17 protein-coding genes and 2 tRNA genes are annotated in these 19,483 nt (G+C 53.4%); 5 read left to right on the forward strand and 14 right to left on the reverse strand.

Translation table 11 applies throughout. The features are described 5' to 3' along the window. Positions 1-41: 41 nt before the first annotated feature. The 6 genes from truB to HV340_RS20275 all read right to left on the reverse strand — a co-directional run bounded on the left by truB (position 42) and on the right by HV340_RS20275 (position 6,464). Positions 42-992 (reverse strand): tRNA pseudouridine(55) synthase TruB, encoded by a 951-nt coding sequence (gene truB, locus HV340_RS20250; RefSeq protein WP_014171782.1) that lies wholly within the window; start codon positions 990-992, stop codon positions 42-44. Further along, the gene (gene rbfA / locus HV340_RS20255) at positions 992-1,396 is read right to left on the reverse strand and encodes a 30S ribosome-binding factor RbfA (protein ID WP_014171783.1); all 405 of its coding nucleotides are present in this window, start codon (positions 1,394-1,396) and stop codon (positions 992-994) included. The genes truB and rbfA overlap by 1 nt, the downstream gene beginning before the upstream one ends. A gap of 88 nt (positions 1,397-1,484) precedes the next feature. Further along, positions 1,485-4,172, reverse strand: a complete 2,688-nt coding sequence (infB, locus tag HV340_RS20260; protein WP_014171784.1) for a translation initiation factor IF-2 — start codon at positions 4,170-4,172, stop codon at positions 1,485-1,487. 24 nt (positions 4,173-4,196) lie between these two features. Next, positions 4,197-5,699, reverse strand: coding sequence for a transcription termination factor NusA (gene nusA, locus HV340_RS20265; protein WP_014171785.1), 1,503 nt, complete (start codon positions 5,697-5,699; stop codon positions 4,197-4,199). Positions 5,700-5,727: 28 nt separating this feature from the next. After that, positions 5,728-6,180, reverse strand: a complete 453-nt coding sequence (gene rimP / locus HV340_RS20270) for a ribosome maturation factor RimP (RefSeq protein ID WP_014833432.1) — start codon at positions 6,178-6,180, stop codon at positions 5,728-5,730. 207 nt (positions 6,181-6,387) lie between these two features. After that, a tRNA-Met gene (locus tag HV340_RS20275) sits at positions 6,388-6,464 on the reverse strand. 287 nt (positions 6,465-6,751) lie between these two features. Between HV340_RS20275 and argG the strand changes: the two genes are divergently transcribed. Further along, positions 6,752-8,098: an argininosuccinate synthase gene (gene argG / locus HV340_RS20280; RefSeq protein ID WP_047743771.1), complete on the forward strand. Its 1,347-nt coding sequence runs from the start codon at positions 6,752-6,754 to the stop codon at positions 8,096-8,098. Positions 8,099-8,263: 165 nt separating this feature from the next. Here the strand turns inward: argG and HV340_RS20285 are convergent. From HV340_RS20285 to rlmE, 6 genes are all read right to left on the reverse strand, one after another. After that, positions 8,264-8,350, reverse strand: a tRNA-Leu gene (locus HV340_RS20285). Between the two features lie 9 nt (positions 8,351-8,359). Continuing rightward, positions 8,360-8,692, reverse strand: coding sequence for a preprotein translocase subunit SecG (gene secG / locus HV340_RS20290; protein ID WP_020883537.1), 333 nt, complete (start codon positions 8,690-8,692; stop codon positions 8,360-8,362). A 223-nt stretch (positions 8,693-8,915) separates the two neighbouring features. Continuing rightward, positions 8,916-10,253 carry a phosphoglucosamine mutase gene (gene glmM, locus HV340_RS20295; RefSeq protein WP_014171789.1) on the reverse strand — a complete coding sequence of 446 codons (1,338 nt, stop codon included), beginning with the start codon at positions 10,251-10,253 and terminating at the stop codon, positions 8,916-8,918. After that, positions 10,246-11,094 carry a dihydropteroate synthase gene (gene folP / locus HV340_RS20300; protein ID WP_063925620.1) on the reverse strand — a complete coding sequence of 283 codons (849 nt, stop codon included), beginning with the start codon at positions 11,092-11,094 and terminating at the stop codon, positions 10,246-10,248. The genes glmM and folP overlap by 8 nt, the downstream gene beginning before the upstream one ends. Before the next feature lie 98 nt (positions 11,095-11,192). Beyond that, entirely contained in the window at positions 11,193-13,127 is a 1,935-nt protein-coding gene (gene ftsH, locus HV340_RS20305) for an ATP-dependent zinc metalloprotease FtsH (protein WP_025202925.1), read from the reverse strand. 102 nt (positions 13,128-13,229) lie between these two features. After that, a complete protein-coding gene (gene rlmE / locus HV340_RS20310) occupies positions 13,230-13,856 on the reverse strand; it encodes a 23S rRNA (uridine(2552)-2'-O)-methyltransferase RlmE (protein ID WP_014171792.1) in 627 nt (208 codons plus the stop codon). A gap of 127 nt (positions 13,857-13,983) precedes the next feature. Here rlmE and yhbY point away from each other — a divergent pair, with 127 nt between their 5' ends. After that, a complete protein-coding gene (yhbY, locus tag HV340_RS20315) occupies positions 13,984-14,277 on the forward strand; it encodes a ribosome assembly RNA-binding protein YhbY (protein ID WP_003861814.1) in 294 nt (97 codons plus the stop codon). A gap of 151 nt (positions 14,278-14,428) precedes the next feature. On the opposite strand, the gene greA is transcribed toward yhbY, so the two are convergent. Then, on the reverse strand, positions 14,429-14,905 hold the full coding sequence (greA, locus tag HV340_RS20320; protein ID WP_014171793.1) for a transcription elongation factor GreA: 477 nt from the start codon (positions 14,903-14,905) through the stop codon (positions 14,429-14,431). Positions 14,906-15,132: 227 nt separating this feature from the next. Between greA and dacB the strand changes: the two genes are divergently transcribed. The 3 genes from dacB to pmrB are packed head-to-tail and all read left to right on the forward strand — an operon-like array spanning position 15,133 to position 18,271. Next, on the forward strand, positions 15,133-16,566 hold the full coding sequence (gene dacB, locus HV340_RS20325; RefSeq protein WP_025202924.1) for a serine-type D-Ala-D-Ala carboxypeptidase: 1,434 nt from the start codon (positions 15,133-15,135) through the stop codon (positions 16,564-16,566). Positions 16,567-16,568: 2 nt separating this feature from the next. Next, positions 16,569-17,231 carry a two-component system response regulator PmrA gene (pmrA, locus tag HV340_RS20330; protein ID WP_014171795.1) on the forward strand — a complete coding sequence of 221 codons (663 nt, stop codon included), beginning with the start codon at positions 16,569-16,571 and terminating at the stop codon, positions 17,229-17,231. Then, positions 17,228-18,271, forward strand: coding sequence for a two-component system sensor histidine kinase PmrB (gene pmrB, locus HV340_RS20335; RefSeq protein WP_014171796.1), 1,044 nt, complete (start codon positions 17,228-17,230; stop codon positions 18,269-18,271). Before pmrA ends, pmrB begins: the two co-directional genes overlap by 4 nt. A gap of 32 nt (positions 18,272-18,303) precedes the next feature. Here pmrB and cgtA read toward each other — a convergent pair whose 3' ends face one another. Then, on the reverse strand, positions 18,304-19,476 hold the full coding sequence (gene cgtA, locus HV340_RS20340; protein ID WP_014171797.1) for an Obg family GTPase CgtA: 1,173 nt from the start codon (positions 19,474-19,476) through the stop codon (positions 18,304-18,306). Between the last annotated feature and the right edge of the window lie 7 nt (positions 19,477-19,483).

The raw sequence follows: 19,483 nt of genomic DNA on the forward strand, positions 1-19,483 counted from the left end.
CTCGTCTCCCCTGCTTATCGCAAGGCGAGCCGTTATCGCTATCAGGCTTCAACCGGATACTCAACGACCAGGCGACGCGGCGCGACGCGCCCTTCGCCATCCATTTCACCCATGCCGATGAACTTACCTTCATCCCCCTCGGTCACGCGTACCAGACCTTCAGAAGGAGCACTGGTGGTACGAACCGGGTTTCCGTTCTTAAAGTAAACGGAGGATGTTAAAGGAAGATTAACAACCGGGAAATCGGCTGCCGGGCTGTCCATTGGCATCAGCAGCGGATCGAGCAAATCGGCCGGCGCAATCTCCTGCGCTTCCGCCTGCTCAACCAACTCGCGCAGATGTTCAAGGGTCACCATTCGCTCAACCGGGTACGTGCTGACAGCCAGGCGACGCAGGTAAATCACGTGCGCACCGCAACCCAGCTTTTCACCCAGGTCGTCAATGATGGTACGAATATAGGTGCCTTTCGAACAGTGAACTTCCAACTCCAGCTCATCGCCTTCGTGACGAATAAAGAGCAGTTCGTACACGGTAATCGGACGGGGTTCACGAGGAACGTCAATGCCCTGGCGTGCATATTCGTACAGTTTTTTACCCTGGTACTTCAGCGCCGAATACATTGACGGTACCTGCAGCGTGTCGCCACGGAAACTTTCCAGCGCAGCATCAAGTTGCTCCGCGCTGAAGGTCACCGGACGCTCTTCTACCACCTGACCATCGGCATCGGAGGTGTCCGTGCGCTGGCCTAATCGGGCGATGACCCGATAGCGCTTATCGGAGTCCAGCAGGTACTGGGAAAACTTTGTCGCTTCCCCCAGGCAGATCGGCAGCATGCCGGTCGCCAGCGGATCGAGCGCGCCCGTGTGGCCCGCACGGTTGGCGTTAAAAATACGCTTAACTTTTTGCAGCACGTCGTTGCTGGAAGCGCCCTGGGGTTTATCCAGCAGCAGCACACCATGCACGTCGCGACCGCGACGACGAGGACGACTCATTAGTCCTCCTTGCTGTCGTCCGTTGGGTTAACACGACGTTCGTCGTCATGTTTCACCACGCTGGTCACCAGGTTGGACATGCGCATACCTTCGACCAGAGAGTTGTCGTAGAAGAAGGTCAGCTCAGGCACGATACGCAGACGCATCGCTTTGCCGAGCAGAGAGCGGATGTAACCAGAGGCTTCCTGCAGCGCTTTAATGCCGTTTTTAACCGCGGCTTCGTCCTGATCGTTCAGGAAAGTCACGAACACTTTGGCATACGCCAGGTCGCGGGACATTTCCACGCCGGACACGGTGGTCATCACACCCACGCGTGGATCTTTAATTTCACGTTGCAGGATGAGGGCGATCTCTTTCTGCATTTCTTGCGCTACGCGCTGCGGGCGACCAAATTCTTTCGCCATAATAAATTCTCCAGACAAAAAAGGGGCAAAAAGCCCCTTTTAAAATTATTACCGGGTGGCGCTTTGCTTACCCGGCCTGCATCGATGATTAAGCAATCGTACGCTGAATTTCGATGATCTCGAACACTTCGATCATGTCGCCAACGCGAACGTCGTTGTAGTTCTTCACGCCGATACCACATTCCATGCCGTTACGGACTTCGTTAACGTCATCTTTGAAGCGGCGCAGGGATTCCAGCTCGCCTTCGTAGATAACCACGTTGTCACGCAGTACGCGGATTGGGTTGTGACGTTTGATGATACCTTCGGTAACCATACAGCCCGCGATCGCACCAAATTTCGGTGATTTGAACACGTCACGCACTTCAGCCAGACCGATGATCTGCTGTTTCAGCTCTGGAGACAGCATGCCGCTCATCGCAGCTTTCACTTCGTCGATCAGGTTATAGATGACGGAGTAGTAACGCAGATCCAGACTTTCAGCATCAATCACTTTACGTGCAGACGCGTCAGCACGTACGTTGAAGCCGACCAGGATTGCATTGGATGCAGCAGCCAGGGTGGCGTCGGTTTCGGTGATACCCCCTACGCCAGAACCGATGATCTTCACTTTAACTTCGTCAGTAGACAGTTTCAGCAAGGAGTCGGAGATCGCTTCCACAGAACCCTGAACGTCGGCTTTCAGAACGATGTTCACTTCGTGAACTTCGCCTTCGGTCATGTTCGCAAACATGTTCTCGAGTTTAGATTTCTGCTGACGAGCCAGTTTAACTTCACGGAATTTGCCCTGACGATACAGTGCAACTTCACGCGCTTTCTTCTCGTCACGTACGACGGTCACTTCATCGCCCGCAGCCGGCACACCGGACAGGCCCAGGATTTCCACTGGAATGGACGGACCTGCTTCCAGAACTTCCTGACCCAGTTCGTTACGCATCGCACGAACACGACCGTATTCGAAACCACACAGAACGATATCGCCTTTATGCAGCGTACCTTCACGAACCAGAACGGTTGCAACCGGACCACGACCTTTATCCAGGAAGGATTCGATAACCGCGCCGCTCGCCATACCTTTACGAACCGCTTTCAGCTCCAGAACTTCAGCCTGCAGCAGGATAGCGTTCAGCAGGTCGTCGATACCAGTACCGGCTTTCGCAGATACTGGAATGAACTGCGCTTCACCGCCCCACTCTTCCGGCATAACACCGTACTGGGAGAGTTCGTTTTTAACGCGATCCATGTCAGCTTCTGGCTTATCGATCTTGTTCACTGCAACCACCAGAGGCACCTGCGCCGCTTTCGCGTGCTGGATAGCTTCAATGGTCTGTGGCATCACGCCGTCGTCTGCAGCAACAACCAGTACAACGATATCCGTTGCCTGAGCACCACGAGCACGCATAGAGGTAAACGCTGCGTGGCCCGGGGTATCCAGGAAGGTGATCATGCCGTTGTCGGTTTCTACGTGGTACGCACCGATGTGCTGGGTAATACCACCCGCTTCACCGGAGGCCACTTTCGTCGAACGAATGTAGTCGAGCAGAGAGGTTTTACCGTGGTCAACGTGACCCATGATGGTCACTACAGGCGCGCGCGGTTCTGCCGCTGCACCGGTGTCACGGTCGCTCATTACTGCTTCTTCCAGCTCGTTTTCACGACGCAGGATAACTTTGTGGCCCATCTCTTCGGCTACCAGTTGCGCAGTTTCCTGGTCGATAACCTGGTTGATGGTGGCCATTGCGCCCAGTTTCATCATCGCTTTGATGACCTGAGAGCCTTTAACCGCCATTTTGTTGGCCAGATCGCCAACGGTGATGGTTTCACCAATCACTACGTCACGGTTAACAGCCTGAGCTGGCTTCTGGAAGCCCTGCTGCAGTGCGGAACCTTTACGCTTGCCGCCTTTACCACCGCGGATCGCTGCACGTGCTTCTTCACGGTCAGCTTTAGATTCAGCGTGCTTGTTGCCTTTTTTGGCTGGGCGAGCAGCTTTGGTGCTGCGAGTACGGCCACGACCACCTTCAACTTCACGGTCGTTATCGTCTTCTGCCTGGCGCGCATGCTGAGAAGTGGTGACGTGATAATCGCTGGTGTCTTCAGACGCTTCAGCAGGGTTCACACCGTTCTTCTCGTTTTCTTCAGCCATACGGCGCGCTTCTTCAGCTACACGGCGAGCTTCTTCTTCAAGCTTGCGGCGGGCTTCTTCTTCCGCTTTACGCTTCAGCTCGGCAGCTTCATTTTCACGGCGGGCTTTTTCAGCCTGGGCGGTTTTTGTCATTTCGTCGGTCTGTTGATTGCTCACTTTGTCTTTTTCCGCAGCTTCACGCTTCACTTTATCACTTGCGTCGCGTTTCGCTTTTTCTGCGGCCTCACGTTCAGCTTTTAATTCTGCTTCACGCTTGGCAGTCGCTTCTGCCTCACGCTGAGCTTGTTCTTCCGCTTCACGCTGTGCCTGCTCTTCCGCAGCAAGGCGTTCTGCCTCTTGCGGATCACGTTTTACAAAGGTGCGTGTCTTGCGGACTTCAATTTGTACCGATTTGCTTTTACCACCGGTACCAGGGATATTCAACGTGCTACGCGTTTTGCGCTGCAGCGTCAGCTTGTCAGGCGTCGAACCGTGTTCACGGTTCAGGTGCGCTAACAAGGTTTGTTTTTCTTGCGCGTTCACCGAGTCATCAGCGGACTTCGGGATCCCTGCATCAGCAAATTGCTGTACCAGGCGGTCCACGGAGGTCTGAATCTCGGCAGCCAGCGATTTTACAGTTACATCAGTCATGCTGTTCCTTCCTGCTACAGTTTATTACGCTTCGTCGCCGAACCAGCAAATATTACGTGCGGCCATGATGAGTTCGCCGGCTTTCTCGTCGGTTAAACCTTCGATATCAGCCAGGTCATCAACGCCTTGCTCAGCGAGATCTTCCAGCGTACAAACACCACGGGCAGCCAGCTTGAACGCAATCGCACGATCAAGACCTTCCAGATTCAGCAGGTCATCAGCCGGCTTCTTATCGCCAAGGCTTTCTTCCTGAGCCAGTGCCAGGGTGGTCAGTGCGTTTTTAGCGCGTTCACGCAGGGCTTCAACGGTGGCTTCATCAAGACCGTCGATTTCCAGCAGCTCTTTCATTGGCACATAGGCCAGTTCTTCAAGGGTAGAGAAACCTTCTTCAACCAGAACAGTGGCGAAATCTTCGTCAATATCCAGGTATTTCGTGAAGGTATCGATCGCCGCATGGGCTTCAGCCTGATGCTTAGCCTGCAGGTCATCAACGGTCATTACGTTGAGTTCCCAGCCGCTCAGCTGTGACGCCAGGCGTACGTTCTGACCGTTACGGCCGATTGCCTGCGCCAGGTTGCCCGCTTCAACAGCGATATCCATGGTGTGTTTGTCTTCGTCAACAACGATAGACGCCACATCCGCCGGAGCCATTGCGTTAATCACGAATTGCGCCGGGTTGTCGTCCCACAGGACGATATCGATACGCTCGCCGCCCAGTTCGGTAGAAACCGCCTGAACACGCGCACCGCGCATACCTACGCAAGCACCGACCGGGTCGATACGCTTGTCGTTGGTTTTCACCGCGATTTTCGCGCGTGAACCCGGATCGCGGGCAGCCGCTTTAATTTCGATAACTTCTTCGCCGATTTCCGGTACTTCGATACGGAACAGTTCAATCAGCATCTCTGGCTTGGAACGGGTCACAAACAGCTGTGCACCACGCGCTTCAGGGCGTACGGCATACAGAACGCCACGAATACGGTCACCCGGGCGGAAGTTTTCACGCGGCAGCATGTCTTCACGCAGGATAACGGCTTCAGCGTTACCTGGCAGCCCTTCAGATTTGATTTCCAGAGAGATGTTGTCGCGGTTTACTTTCTTCACCACGCCGGTAATGATCTCACCTTCCTGATCGCGGAACTGATCGACAACCAGCGCGCGCTCAGCTTCACGGACTTTCTGGACGATAACCTGTTTTGCGGTTTGCGTGGTGATACGGTCGAAGGTGACAGATTCAATCTGATCTTCAACATAGTCACCCACGTTCAGGCTTTCGTCTTCAAAACGCGCCGCTTCCAGGGTGATCTCTTTCGTCGGCTGGGTCACCTCTTCAACGATTACCCAACGACGGAATGTATCGAAGTCACCGCTTTTACGATCGATTTCTACGCGAACATCGATCTCTTGTTCGTATTTTTTCTTGGTTGCTGTAGCCAGTGCACTTTCCAGCGCTTCGAAAATCTTCTCACGCGGCAGTGATTTCTCGTTGGAGACGGCTTCAACAACAGCCAAAATTTCTTTGTTCATCGCGGGCTTTTCACCTCAATCCAGACTGTTAAAAGTGGGGAACCAGGTTCGCCTTCTGGATATTACTCAGCGCGAACACTTCATCTTTGCCTTCGACTGTAACCGTGATCATTTCACCATCAACGGCTTTGATAATTCCCTGCCATTTACGGCGGTTCTGTACGGCCATACGCAGAACGAGAGCCACTTCTTCACCGGTAAAGCGCACATAGTGCTCGGCCGTGAACATCGGGCGATCGAGGCCGGGTGAGGAAACTTCCAGGTTGTACGCAACGGTAATCGGGTCTTCAACATCAAGAACCGCACTCACCTGGTGGCTAACATCAGCACAATCATCAACATTGATGCCATCTTCACTATCAATATAGATGCGCAGCGTCGATGTACGGCCGCGAACGAATTCGATGCCGACCAGTTCGTAGCCCAGTGCTTCGACCGGTGCAGTAATCATCTCTGTTAATTTTTGCTCTAATGTGGACAAGCCCACCCCCAAGACATAAAAAAAGGGCGTAAAGCCCAGTTATTCTGTAGTCAGATAACAAAAAACCCCGATAAATCGGGGCTTTAGATAACTGAACCCTATAGCCGCAACTGCGGCCTGGAGCACTCTCCGAAAGAATTTTTTCAAATCCAGCTACGAAGGCTCTAAGTCTTCACAGTATATTTGAAAAAGAACTTTATGGGAAAGTGGTTGCGGGGGCCGGATTTGAACCGACGACCTTCGGGTTATGAGCCCGACGAGCTACCAGGCTGCTCCACCCCGCGCCTGAAACGTGGCAAATTCTACGCGTTTTGGAGAGAATTTGCAAATAATGCTGGGATTTGGTACCGAAGACGGGACGTAAAATCGGCGTTTAGTATATTGATAGTGAACCCCACCTGTCAAGCCAGTTTCCGCCAGGTCAAACAAAGGGAAAATTTTACAAAAAACGCACGAGTCTCTTCCGGTCATCGACAAAAGATGATTAAATGAATACTCACTTATTTTGCATAAACATGCATCGAGAGCGAAAGCGGTCTCTTAATCAGTCAATCAAGCAGGGTTTTATTTTATGACGACGATTCTCAAGCATCTTCCGGTAGGACAACGTATTGGCATCGCTTTTTCAGGCGGCCTGGATACCAGCGCTGCACTGCTGTGGATGCGCCAGAAGGGAGCGGTTCCGTATGCATATACTGCGAACCTGGGTCAGCCGGATGAGGACGATTATGATGCAATCCCTCGTCGCGCTAAAGAGTATGGCGCAGAGAACGCGCGCCTGATTGACTGCCGTAAGCAACTGGTCGCTGAAGGTATTGCTGCTATTCAGTGTGGTGCTTTCCATAATACCACCGGCGGCCTGACCTATTTCAATACCACCCCGCTGGGCCGTGCAGTGACCGGTACCATGCTGGTTGCCGCCATGAAAGAAGATGGCGTAAACATCTGGGGTGATGGCAGTACGTATAAAGGAAACGATATCGAACGTTTCTATCGTTATGGCCTGCTGACCAACGCCGAGCTGCAGATTTATAAACCGTGGCTCGATACCGACTTTATCGACGAGCTGGGCGGCCGTCATGAAATGTCCGAGTTTATGATCGCCTGTGGCTTCGACTATAAGATGTCCGTTGAGAAAGCCTACTCTACCGATTCCAATATGCTGGGTGCGACGCACGAAGCGAAGGACCTGGAATTCCTGAACTCCAGCGTGAAGATCGTTAACCCGATCATGGGTGTGAAGTTCTGGGACGAAAACGTCAAAATCCAGGCGGAAGAAGTTACCGTGCGTTTCGAGCGCGGCCATCCGGTTGCCCTGAACGGCAAGACCTTCTCTGACGATGTGGAACTGATGCTGGAAGCTAACCGTATCGGTGGCCGTCATGGTCTGGGCATGAGCGATCAAATTGAAAACCGTATTATCGAAGCAAAAAGCCGTGGCATCTATGAAGCCCCTGGGATGGCGCTGCTGCACATCGCTTATGAGCGTCTGCTGACCGGTATTCACAACGAAGACACCATCGAGCAGTATCACTCTCATGGTCGTCAGCTGGGTAAACTACTGTACCAGGGCCGTTGGTTCGACCCACAGGCCCTGATGCTGCGTGATGCACTGCAACGTTGGGTGGCAAGCGCGATCACCGGTGAAGTGACGCTGGAGCTGCGTCGCGGGAATGACTACTCTATTCTGAACACCATGTCCGACAACCTGACTTATAAAGCAGAACGTCTGACCATGGAGAAAGGTGAATCCGTGTTCTCTCCGGACGATCGTATTGGCCAGCTGACCATGCGTAACCTGGACATCACCGATACCCGTGAGAAGCTGTTCAACTACGTTGAGAATGGCCTGCTCTCCGCAAGCGCCGGTAATGGCCTGCCGCAGGTTGAAAACCTGGAGCACAGCGTTAAGAAGTAAGGCTTACGCAGAAATGCAAAAGGCGCCCAGTGGGCGCCTTTTTTACGATCGCTGCAGAACCTGTCCCGCTGGCACGAACGTACCTGCCGACGAAAACGCTCCTTCTACAGACGAAATCTACAGACGAAAAAAAAGACGTCTTTCGACGTCTTTCTTCTGGAATATTGGTACCGAGGATGGGACTCGAACCCACAAGCCCGTTAGGGCACTACCACCTCAAGGTAGCGTGTCTACCAATTCCACCACCTCGGTACTGAATACTTAGTGCGGGATATCGCTGGTCGGCTTAGCCGGTGCAGCTGGCTGAGTCTGCTCAGTTTTCGCTGGCGCGCTCAGATTTTCCCACTCGCTTCCTTTGCTGGTCTTGTTGCTGTTGATATTGCCAAGCGCCAGACTGATGATGAAGAACAGCGTAGCCAGAATCGCCGTTGTGCGGGTCATGAAGTTCGCAGAACCACTTGAACCGAACAGCGTACCGGAAGCGCCTGCTCCGAAGGAGGCTCCCATATCAGCGCCTTTACCTTGCTGCAGCATGATCAGCGCTACGAGAGCGATGGCTACAATAAGGAAAATAACTAAAAGAGCTTCGTACATAATCAACCTGTTCCTTGCGGATTTGCCGCATACCAATGCTTCGACCAATTAGCAGGATTTTTGTTTCCCACTGAAGCGGGTGTGAATACTAACCAAAGCGAATGTGCTTCGCAAGGGCAATTTTGACGCATTGTATCAACTGCGGAAAAAAACAGCAAAATGCCATCAATTGCTCAAAACAAAGGCGGCAAGCGCCGCCTTTTTAATCACTTAACGTGAAAAACTATGCAGCTTTTACGGCATCCGCAATACGGTGTGCAAATTCATTCACCTGCGCCTCGTCTTCGCCTTCCACCATTACGCGGATCAGCGGTTCGGTTCCAGACTTACGCAGCAGAACACGCCCACGGTTGCCCAGTGCTGCTTCAACGTCAGCCATCACCGCTTTCACATTTTCATTTTCCAGCGGATCGCCTTTACCGGCGGTGAAACGCACATTCACCAGGATCTGAGGGAACATTTTCATGCCGCTGCAGAGATCGTGCAGGCTCATATGGTTGCGCGCCATGGCGGCAACAACCTGCAGCGCAGCGACGATACCGTCTCCGGTGGTGGTTTTATCCAGCAGGATCACGTGGCCTGAGTTTTCAGCCCCGATACGCCAGCCTTTTTCCTGCAGTTTTTCCAGCACATAGCGGTCGCCCACTTTTGCACGGACAAATGGAATACCCAGCTGTTTCAGCGCCAGCTCCAGACCCATGTTGCTCATCAGCGTGCCTACTGCACCGCCGCGCAGCTGGCCCTGACGCAGACCTTCACGCGCAATGATATAGAGGATCTGGTCGCCGTCGACCTTATTACCTTCGTGATCGACCATGATCACGCGATCGCCGTCACCATCCAGTGCGATGCCCAGATCGGCTTTTTCCGCCAGAACGCGCGCCTGTAGAGCACGAACGTCAGTCGCCCCCACCTGTTCGTTAATATTCAGGCCATCAGGCTCACAGCCGATGGTAATCACGTTCGCACCCAGTTCGCGGAAAACATTCGGCGCAATGTGATAGGTCGCACCGTTGGCGCAGTCCACCACAATTTTAAGATGGGCCAGGCTCAGTTCGTTCGGGAAAGTACCTTTACAGAATTCGATGTAACGACCCGCGGCATCGACAATGCGGTTCGCTTTACCCAGCTCGGCGGAGTCGACACAGGTGATCTCTTTTTCCATCTCCGCTTCGATCGCCTCTTCCACTTCATCCGGCAGCTTAGTGCCGTCGATGGAGAAGAATTTAATGCCGTTGTCATAAAACGGGTTATGCGAGGCCGAAATCACAATCCCTGCTTCAGCACGGAAAGTACGCGTCAGATATGCCACAGCAGGCGTTGGCATTGGGCCAGTGAAGGAAGCGGAAAGCCCCGCGGCAGCCAGACCGGCCTCCAGCGCTGACTCCAGCATATACCCGGAGATACGGGTATCTTTACCAATGATGATTTTACGGGAGCCATGACGTGCAAGCACTTTACCCGCCGCCCAACCCAGTTTCAGTACAAAATCAGGGGTGATTGGCGCATCACCCACGCGCCCACGAATACCATCGGTACCAAAATATTTACGATTACTCATAGCGTTTGTTTTCCTTCGCTGCCAGTGTAGCTTCCACTACACGCATGGCTTCTACTGTTTCTTTAACGTCATGGACACGAATAATGTGCGCGCCCTGCATCGCCGCAATTACAGCGCAGGCCAGACTTCCGCTCAGACGTTCGCTCGGCCCTACATTCAGTAACTGACCAATCATCGACTTTCTCGACATACCAACCAGCAATGGCAGGTCGAAATGATGGAATTCCGATAAGCGCGCAAGCAGCTCATAATTGTGAGAGAGATTTTTACCGAAACCGAACCCCGGGTCGAGCAGCAATTTCTCTTTTGCGATACCCGCACGTTCACAACGTGCAATATGCTCAATAAAGAAGCGATTTACATCGGCATAAACATCGTCATACTTTGGCGCTTCCTGCATGGTTTTCGGCTGTCCTTGCATGTGCATCAGGCAAACCGGTAGCCCGGTATCCGCGGCTGCCTCCAGTGCGCCAGGCTCCGTCAGCGAGCGAATATCATTGATGATGTGAGCACCCACTCTCGCGACTTCACGGATCACTTCAGGTTTAGACGTATCGACGGAGATCCACACTTCGAACCGCTGTGCGATAGCTTCAACCACAGGCACCACGCGCGCCAGTTCTTCTTCCACCGAAACGTCTGCCGCCCCAGGGCGCGTCGATTCCCCGCCTACGTCAATGATGGTGGCGCCCGCGTTAATCATCAAATTTGCGTGCTTCACAGCCTCGATAAGCGTGTTATGCGTGCCGCCGTCAGAGAAGGAGTCAGGCGTGACATTCAGGATACCCATCACATGCGGATGTGAGAGATCGAGATGCGAGTCCTGGGCGAATAGTTTCATGGTCAAATCCCTGGTATCAATATGGTTTTACAGAAAAGAAAAACCCCGGAGCAAGCTCCAGGGTTTGAGGTGCAAACATAGACTTCAACAGCAGTGACTTACTTGTCGCCCAACTGTTCTGACATGGTGTTGCCCGGGTTCGGCGTACGCGGTTCATCGACCGGACGCGGCGCACGCGGTGTGCCATTGTTGTCAGAATTGTTGGAAGCGCCTGGGTCTTCCCAACCCGCTGGCGGACGCACTTCGCGGCGAGCCATCAAGTCGTCAATCTGCGGAGCATCGATGGTCTCATATTTCATGAGCGCATCTTTCATCGAATGCAGAATGTCCAGGTTATCGTTCAGGATCTGACGGGCGCGATTGTAGTTACGCTCGATCAGCAGCTTCACTTCCTGGTCAATGATACGTGCGGTTTCATCGGACATGTGTTTCGCTTTCGCCACGGAGCGGCCCAGGAACACTTCGCCTTCTTCTTCCGCATACAGCAGGGGACCCAGCTTCTCGGAGAAGCCCCATTGGGTCACCATGTTACGTGCCAGGTTGGTCGCGACTTTAATGTCGTTGGACGCACCGGTCGAAACATGTTCCGCGCCGTAAATAATCTCTTCAGCCAGACGACCGCCGTAAAGGGTTGAAATCTGACTTTCCAGCTTCTGACGACTGGCGCTGATGGCATCGCCTTCCGGCAGGAAGAACGTCACACCCAGCGCACGACCGCGCGGAATAATCGTCACTTTATGCACCGGATCGTGTTCCGGCACCAGGCGACCGATAATCGCGTGACCGGCTTCGTGGTAAGCCGTGGACTCTTTCTGCGCTTCCGTCATCACCATGGAGCGACGTTCCGCACCCATCATGATTTTGTCTTTCGCTTTCTCGAACTCCACCATCGACACAACGCGTTTGTTACCGCGAGCAGCAAACAGTGCAGCTTCGTTGACCAGGTTTGCCAGGTCAGCACCGGAGAAGCCCGGCGTACCACGCGCGATGATCGCCGCGTCGACATCAGGTGCCAGCGGTACGCGACGCATGTGAACTTTCAGAATCTGTTCACGACCACGTACATCCGGCAGACCAACCACAACCTGACGGTCGAAACGGCCTGGACGCAGCAGCGCAGGGTCAAGAACGTCCGGACGGTTAGTCGCCGCGATAACGATAATACCTTCGTTACCTTCGAAGCCATCCATCTCAACCAGCATCTGGTTCAGCGTCTGTTCACGTTCATCGTGACCACCGCCCAGGCCTGCGCCACGCTGACGGCCGACGGCGTCGATTTCATCGATGAAGATAATGCACGGTGCTGCCTTCTTGGCCTGCTCGAACATGTCACGCACACGAGATGCACCAACACCCACGAACATTTCAACGAAGTCAGAACCTGAAATAGTAAAGAACGGTACCTTCGCTTCACCCGCGATGGCTTTCGCCAGCAGGGTTTTACCGGTACCCGGAGGCCCTACCATCAGAACGCCTTTCGGGATCTTACCGCCCAGTTTCTGGAAACGGCTCGGCTCGCGCAGGTATTCAACCAGTTCGCCCACTTCTTCTTTTGCTTCGTCGCAACCTGCAACGTCGGCAAACGTGGTCTTGATCTGATCTTCCGTTAGCATACGCGCCTTGCTCTTACCGAACGACATGGCACCTTTGCCACCGCCGCCCTGCATCTGGCGCATAAAGAAGATCCAGACGCCAATAAGAAGCAGCATCGGGAACCAGGAGATGAAGATAGAAGCCAGCAGGCTTGGTTCTTCTGGCGGCTCGCCTACCACCTTGACGTTTTTGGTCAGAAGGTTATCAAGCAGCTTAGGATCGTTCACCGGGATGTAAGTCGTGTAACGGTTACTATCTTTCTTGGTAACGTTGATCTCACGTCCGTTGATACGCGCTTCGCGAACCTGGTCCTGATTGACCTCCTGCAGGAAGGTAGAATAATCCACCTTGCGGCCATTCGACTCGCTGGGCCCAAAGCTCTGGAATACTGACATCAGCACAACGGCAATGACCAGCCAGAGTATTAGGTTTTTCGCCATGTCACTCAAGGGATTAACCTCATATTACAACTGTGTTAAAAACAGCGTCAGGATACTCTATATCCCGTGTCATTCAAACTTTCGTCTGAAAGACGCGGGTTATCATTTTCGCCCGGTCGCTACAATATACACTTCTCGGGAACGGGCCCGGGAAGAGTCCGGCTTACGAACTTTAACCTTCGCAAACAGGGAGCGAATTTCCTTAAGATACTCCTCGAAACCTTCGCCCTGAAACACCTTCACAACAAAACTACCACCAGGCGCTAGTACATCACGACACATTTCTAACGCTAGCTCCACCAAATACATGGCGCGGGGGATATCCACCGCCGGTGTTCCACACATATTTGGTGCCATATCTGACATGACAACCTGGACCTTACTATCACCTACACGCTCAAGTAGCGCTTTCAGCACTAATTCATCACGAAAGTCGCCCTGAAGGAAGTCGACACCGACGATGGGATCCATTGGTAAAAGGTCGCATGCGATGATTCGGCCCGTTCCGCCGATCTGCGTAACCGCATACTGGGACCATCCGCCAGGTGCTGCACCGAGATCGACAACCGTCATTCCCGGCTTAAAAAGTTTGTCACTTTGCTGTATTTCATCAAGTTTAAACCAGGCACGGGAACGCAACCCCTTTTTCTGTGCCTGTTGAACATATTTATCGCTAAAGTGTTCCTGAAGCCAGCGGCTGGAGCTGGCAGAACGCTTTTTACCTGTCATTTAACATTTCCGTCCTGGTTCATCGTTACTTGCCTGTGACGTAAATTTCTACGCAGCTATTTGGCGATATAAGGGAGATGGCGGTAGAATGAACCGTTTTCAATCCCAACGTAAGCAAAAATATACGATGAATCTGAGTACTAAACAAAAACAGCACCTTAAAGGTCTGGCACATCCGCTCAAGCCTGTAGTCATGCTTGGCAACAATGGTTTGACCGAAGGGGTGCTTGCCGAGATTGAACAAGCGCTGGAACACCACGAGCTGATCAAGGTGAAAATCGCCTCTGAAGACCGAGACACTAAAAACCTGATCGTGGAAGCCATCGTGCGTGAAACGGGTGCCTGTAATGTACAGGTCATCGGTAAAACGCTGGTGCTCTATCGCCCATCTAAAGAGCGTAAAATCTCGCTGCCACGCTAAGGATATCCTGAATCGAACACATTTTCTGTGTAAAACGAGGGATTTCTGTCAGCAGGTGAGCAAAATGCCACGCTCCTTGAGTTGATAAAAGGCCGCTATGCGGCCTTTTTCTTTTCTTTACAATGTATCAACATCTTAGTCGAGATGCGAATTACAGGTATTCAACCTTAATAATTTCGTATTCCACTTCGCCACCCGGGGTGCGGATAGTGACAACATCATCCTGCTCTTTGCCAATCAGGCCGCGAGCAATCGGGGAGTTCACCGAAATCAGATTCTGTTTAAAGTCCGCTTCATCATCACCCACGATGCGATAAGTCTGCTCTTCGTCATTGTCCAGGTTCAGCACGGTAACGGTTGAACCAAAAATGACTCGGCCATTGTTAGGCATTTTGGTGATATCGATAACCTGCGCATTGGACAGTTTTGCTTCGATATCTTTAATACGCCCTTCACAGAAGCCCTGCTGCTCACGCGCCGCGTGGTATTCAGCATTCTCTTTCAGGTCGCCATGCTCACGCGCATCCGCGATAGCGGCGATGATTTCAGGGCGACGAACGGATTTCAGAAAATCCAGCTCTTCGCGCAGTTTTTCGGCACCACGTAAGGTCATCGGAATAGCTTGCATTTGTTATACCTCTTAAACATTCCTGTTGGGAGCAGTGTTCCCTGCCCCGGCCCCCATGAGCGGGCCAGAAGCAAAAAGAAAACCGACCCGGGAGCGAAGCCCCAGGTCAGCAACAATTTTCAATTTGATACGCATTTTACCGCGAAGTTCACTATGGGTCATCGTTTACTTTGCAGTGCTATGCACCGTAGTATGACGGTTTGTTTTCGGGTTGTTAGCGCGAGATTATGCGATTTTCCAGATTTATCATCGGATTGACTACCAGTATAGCGTTCAGCGTTCAGGCCGCGAATGTTGATGAGTACATTAATCAGCTACCCGCAGGTGCCAACCTTGCCTTGATGGTGCAGAAGGTCGGGGCGCAGTCGCCAGAGATTGACTATCACAGTCAACAGATGGCGCTGCCTGCCAGTACCCAGAAGGTGATCACCGCACTCGCCGCCCTGCTTCAGCTTGGACCTGACTTCCGTTTTACCACCACGCTCGAGACCAAAGGCAACATCGAGGGTGGCGAACTGAAAGGCGATCTTATCGCTCGTTTCGGGGGAGATCCTACGTTTAAACGCCAGGATATCCGCAACATGGTCGCGTCGCTGAAAAAATCTGGCGTGCAGAAGATTGATGGCAATGTGTTAATCGACACCTCTATTTTTGCCAGCCACGATAAAGCACCAGGATGGCCGTGGAACGACATGACGCAGTGCTTTAGCGCTCCGCCAGCCGCCGCGATTGTGGATCGTAACTGCTTCTCCATTTCACTTTACAGCGCGCCAAAACCGGATGACTTAGCGTTTATTCGCGTGGCGTCTTACTACCCGGTGACGATGTTCAGCCAGGTTCGTACCCTCGCAAAAGGCTCCCCGGATGCGCAGTATTGCGAGCTGGACGTGGTGCCAGGCGATCTCAACCGCTTCACGCTGACCGGGTGCCTGACACAGCGCGCCGACCCGCTGCCGCTGGCCTTTGCGATACAGGATGGCGCAAGCTATGCGGGTGCCATTCTCAAGGATGAACTGAAGCAGGCGGGAATAACCTATTCCGGTACCCTGCTGCGCCAGACGCAGGTTAATCAACCCGGTACGGTCATCGCCAGCAAACAATCTGCGCCGCTGCACGATTTGCTACGGATTATGCTGAAAAAGTCTGACAACATGATTGCTGACACGGTGTTCCGCATGATTGGTCACGCGCGTTTCGGCGTGCCAGGAACCTGGCGTGCGGGTTCCGACGCCGTGCGTCAGATCCTGCGCCAACAGGCGGGGATCGATCTTGGCAACACCATTGCCGTCGATGGCTCCGGGTTATCGCGACATAATTTGATCTCCCCGGCAACGATGATGCAAGTACTTCAGTACATTGCACAACATGACACTGAGCTAAACTTTATTTCGATGCTGCCACTCGCCGGGCATGACGGTTCACTCCAGTACCGTGCCGGCCTTCATGCGGCCGGGGTGGATGGAAAAGTTTCAGCCAAGACAGGTTCACTGCAGGGGGTTTATAACCTTGCAGGCTTCATCACTACCGCCAGCGGGCAACGCATGGCATTCGTGCAGTATCTTTCCGGCTATGCCGTCGAACCGACCGACCAGCGTAATCGTCGTATTCCACTGGTTCGCTTCGAAAGCAGGCTTTATAAGGACATTTACCAGAATAACTAGCGATGAAACTACTCATAGTTGAAGACGATCTGTTATTGCAGGAAGGGCTGGCTCTGGCGCTGGCCAATGAAGGATATGCCCTCGACTGCGCCGCCACGGCGGCTGAGGCGGATGCCCTGATCCAGAGCGGCGAATACAGTCTGGTGATCCTCGATTTAGGCTTACCGGATAAAGACGGCGCTACGCAGCTAAGCCAGTGGCGCCGCCGGGGTATCGCCAATCCGGTATTGATCCTGACGGCACGGGATGCCATCGAAGATCGTATCAACGGCCTCGATTCTGGCGCTGATGATTACCTGGTGAAACCGTTTGCCCTTGCGGAGCTTCAGGCGCGGGTACGGGCGTTGATTCGTCGTTATCAGGGACACAGCGATAACTTACTGACCGACGGCGATATTACGCTGAATCTGCAAACCCAGCAGGTGCTGTGCCAGTCCCTACCGGTTGAAGTAACCCCTAAAGAGTTCGCGCTGCTGACGCGCCTGATTATGCGCAGCGGACAAACGGTACACCGCGAAACCCTGCAGCAGGATATTTACTCCTGGCAGGACGATCCGGGCTCAAATACCCTCGAAGTGCATATTCACAATCTGCGTCGCAAACTGGGTAAAGACCGGATTAAAACTGTCCGTGGCGTAGGCTATCGTCTGGAGAGCCAGAAATGAACAGCATGCGTCGGCGATTAATGGTTCTGCTGGCGGTCATTCTGTTATTTTTCCAGCTGATAAGCGTGATCTGGCTCTGGCATGAAAGCCGTGAACAGATTGGTTTTCTGGTCAACGAAACGCTCTCGGCGAAATCGCGCAATAATCATGTCGAGAAAGAGATCCGTGAAGCGATTGCCTCGCTGCTGGTCCCCTCTCTGGTGATGGTCGGTTTTACGCTGTGCTTCTCATTCTGGGCGGTCACCTGGATAACCCGGCCGCTGAATCAACTGCGCGTCAGCCTGGCGAACCGCTCGGCGGATAACTTAACCCCGCTCCCTGTCTATTCCGACATGGAAGAAATTGGTGCCGTCACAACCTCGCTCAACCAGCTCCTCGCCCGTTTGGATCACACCATTCAACAGGAACGTCTCTTCACCGCGGACGCCGCTCACGAGCTGCGAACGCCGCTTGCGGGGATCAGACTGCATCTGGAACTGATGGCACAGTCTGGCTCTCCACAGGCCACGACGTTAATTACCCGTATCGATCAGCTGATGCACACGGTTGAGCAACTGCTGATGTTGTCCCGTGCCGGACAGGCGATGGCGAGCGGTCACTATGAAACCGTCAACTGGACAGACGATATCATCATGCCGCTCGGTCTTGGACATGAAGCCAAAGAGCATACGGTGATATGGCCGGACAAAAGCCCGCTCACGGTGCAGGGTGATGCGGTACTTCTGCGTTTGATGCTGCGCAATCTGCTTGAGAACGCCGGGCGCTACAGTCCGTCAGGCACAACGATTCGCGTGACTCTGGCCGACGTTGACGGGGGGACACAGGTCAGCGTTATCGATCAGGGGCCGGGAATAGATGAAGCGCACCGCCAGTCGATTACTGAACCGTTCCGTCGTCTTGACCAGCGCTACGGTGGCAGCGGCCTGGGGCTGAGCATTGTGCAACGTATCGTGCAGCTCCACCACGGCAAGCTGACGCTGGAGAATGGTGCTGAGGGCGGCTTAATCGCCAGCTGCTGGTTGCCGTCCAGCCTGCAATAAAAAAGCCCCCTTCCGGGGGCTTTAAACTGCGATTAGTGCTTGTAGATGAACTCGACACCTTCTTCGTCGTCTTCATCCCAGTCGTCGTCCCAGTCTTCTTCCTCTTCCACTTCCAGCTCTTCGAGCTGTTGGCGGTGGTAGTCATCCCACATGAATTCGACTTTTTCTGGCTGTTTCGCTTCTTCAGCCTGAACAACCGGGTTCTCGATGATAAAGGTCATCACATCCCAGCACAGATCTTTCACGCCAACCTGGCTTGCCGCGGAGATCAGGTAGTATTTATCTTCCCAGCCCATCGCTTCAGCAATGGCTTTCGCTTTCGCTTCCGCTTCGGCTTTATCCATCAAATCGATCTTGTTAAAGACCAGCCAGCGCGGCTTGTTCGCCAGTTTTTCGCTGTATTTTTCCAGCTCGCCGATAATGATGCGGGCATTTTCTACCGGATCGGAACCGTCGATTGGATCGATATCGATGAGATGCAGCAGTACGCGGCAGCGCTCAAGGTGTTTCAGGAAGCGGATCCCCAGACCGGCACCTTCTGCAGCACCTTCAATCAGACCCGGGATATCAGCAACCACAAAGCTCTTCTCGTTATCCATACGGACAACGCCCAGGCTTGGTACCAGCGTGGTAAACGGATAATCCGCCACTTTTGGCTTGGCTGCAGAGACCGCACGAATAAACGTCGATTTACCGGCGTTTGGCATACCCAGCATCCCGACATCGGCCAGAAGCATCAGCTCCAGCTGCAGATCGCGCTTGTCGCCCGGCGTACCCATCGTTTTCTGACGCGGGGTACGGTTAACGGACGATTTGAAACGGCTGTTACCCAGACCGTGCCAGCCGCCTTTCGCCACCATCAGACGCTGACCGTGTTTGGTCATATCGCCCATGGTTTCGCCCGTCCCCTGGTCAATCACACGCGTACCAACCGGAACCTTAATGGTCACGTCTTTACCGCGTTTGCCCGTACAGTCACGGCTTTGACCGTTCTGACCACGCTCAGCGCGGAAGGATTTTTCGAAACGGTAGTCGATCAGCGTGTTGAGGTTCTCATCCGCCTCCAGCCACACGTCACCGCCGTCCCCGCCATCACCGCCGTCAGGACCGCCACGTGGAATATATTTCTCACGGCGGAAGCTCACGCAACCATTGCCGCCATCACCTGCCACGACCAGGATTGTCGCTTCATCAACAAACTTCATTTTACTC

This window comes from Enterobacter sp. RHBSTW-00975, assembly GCF_013615235.1.
GTDB lineage: Bacteria > Pseudomonadota > Gammaproteobacteria > Enterobacterales > Enterobacteriaceae > Enterobacter > Enterobacter ludwigii.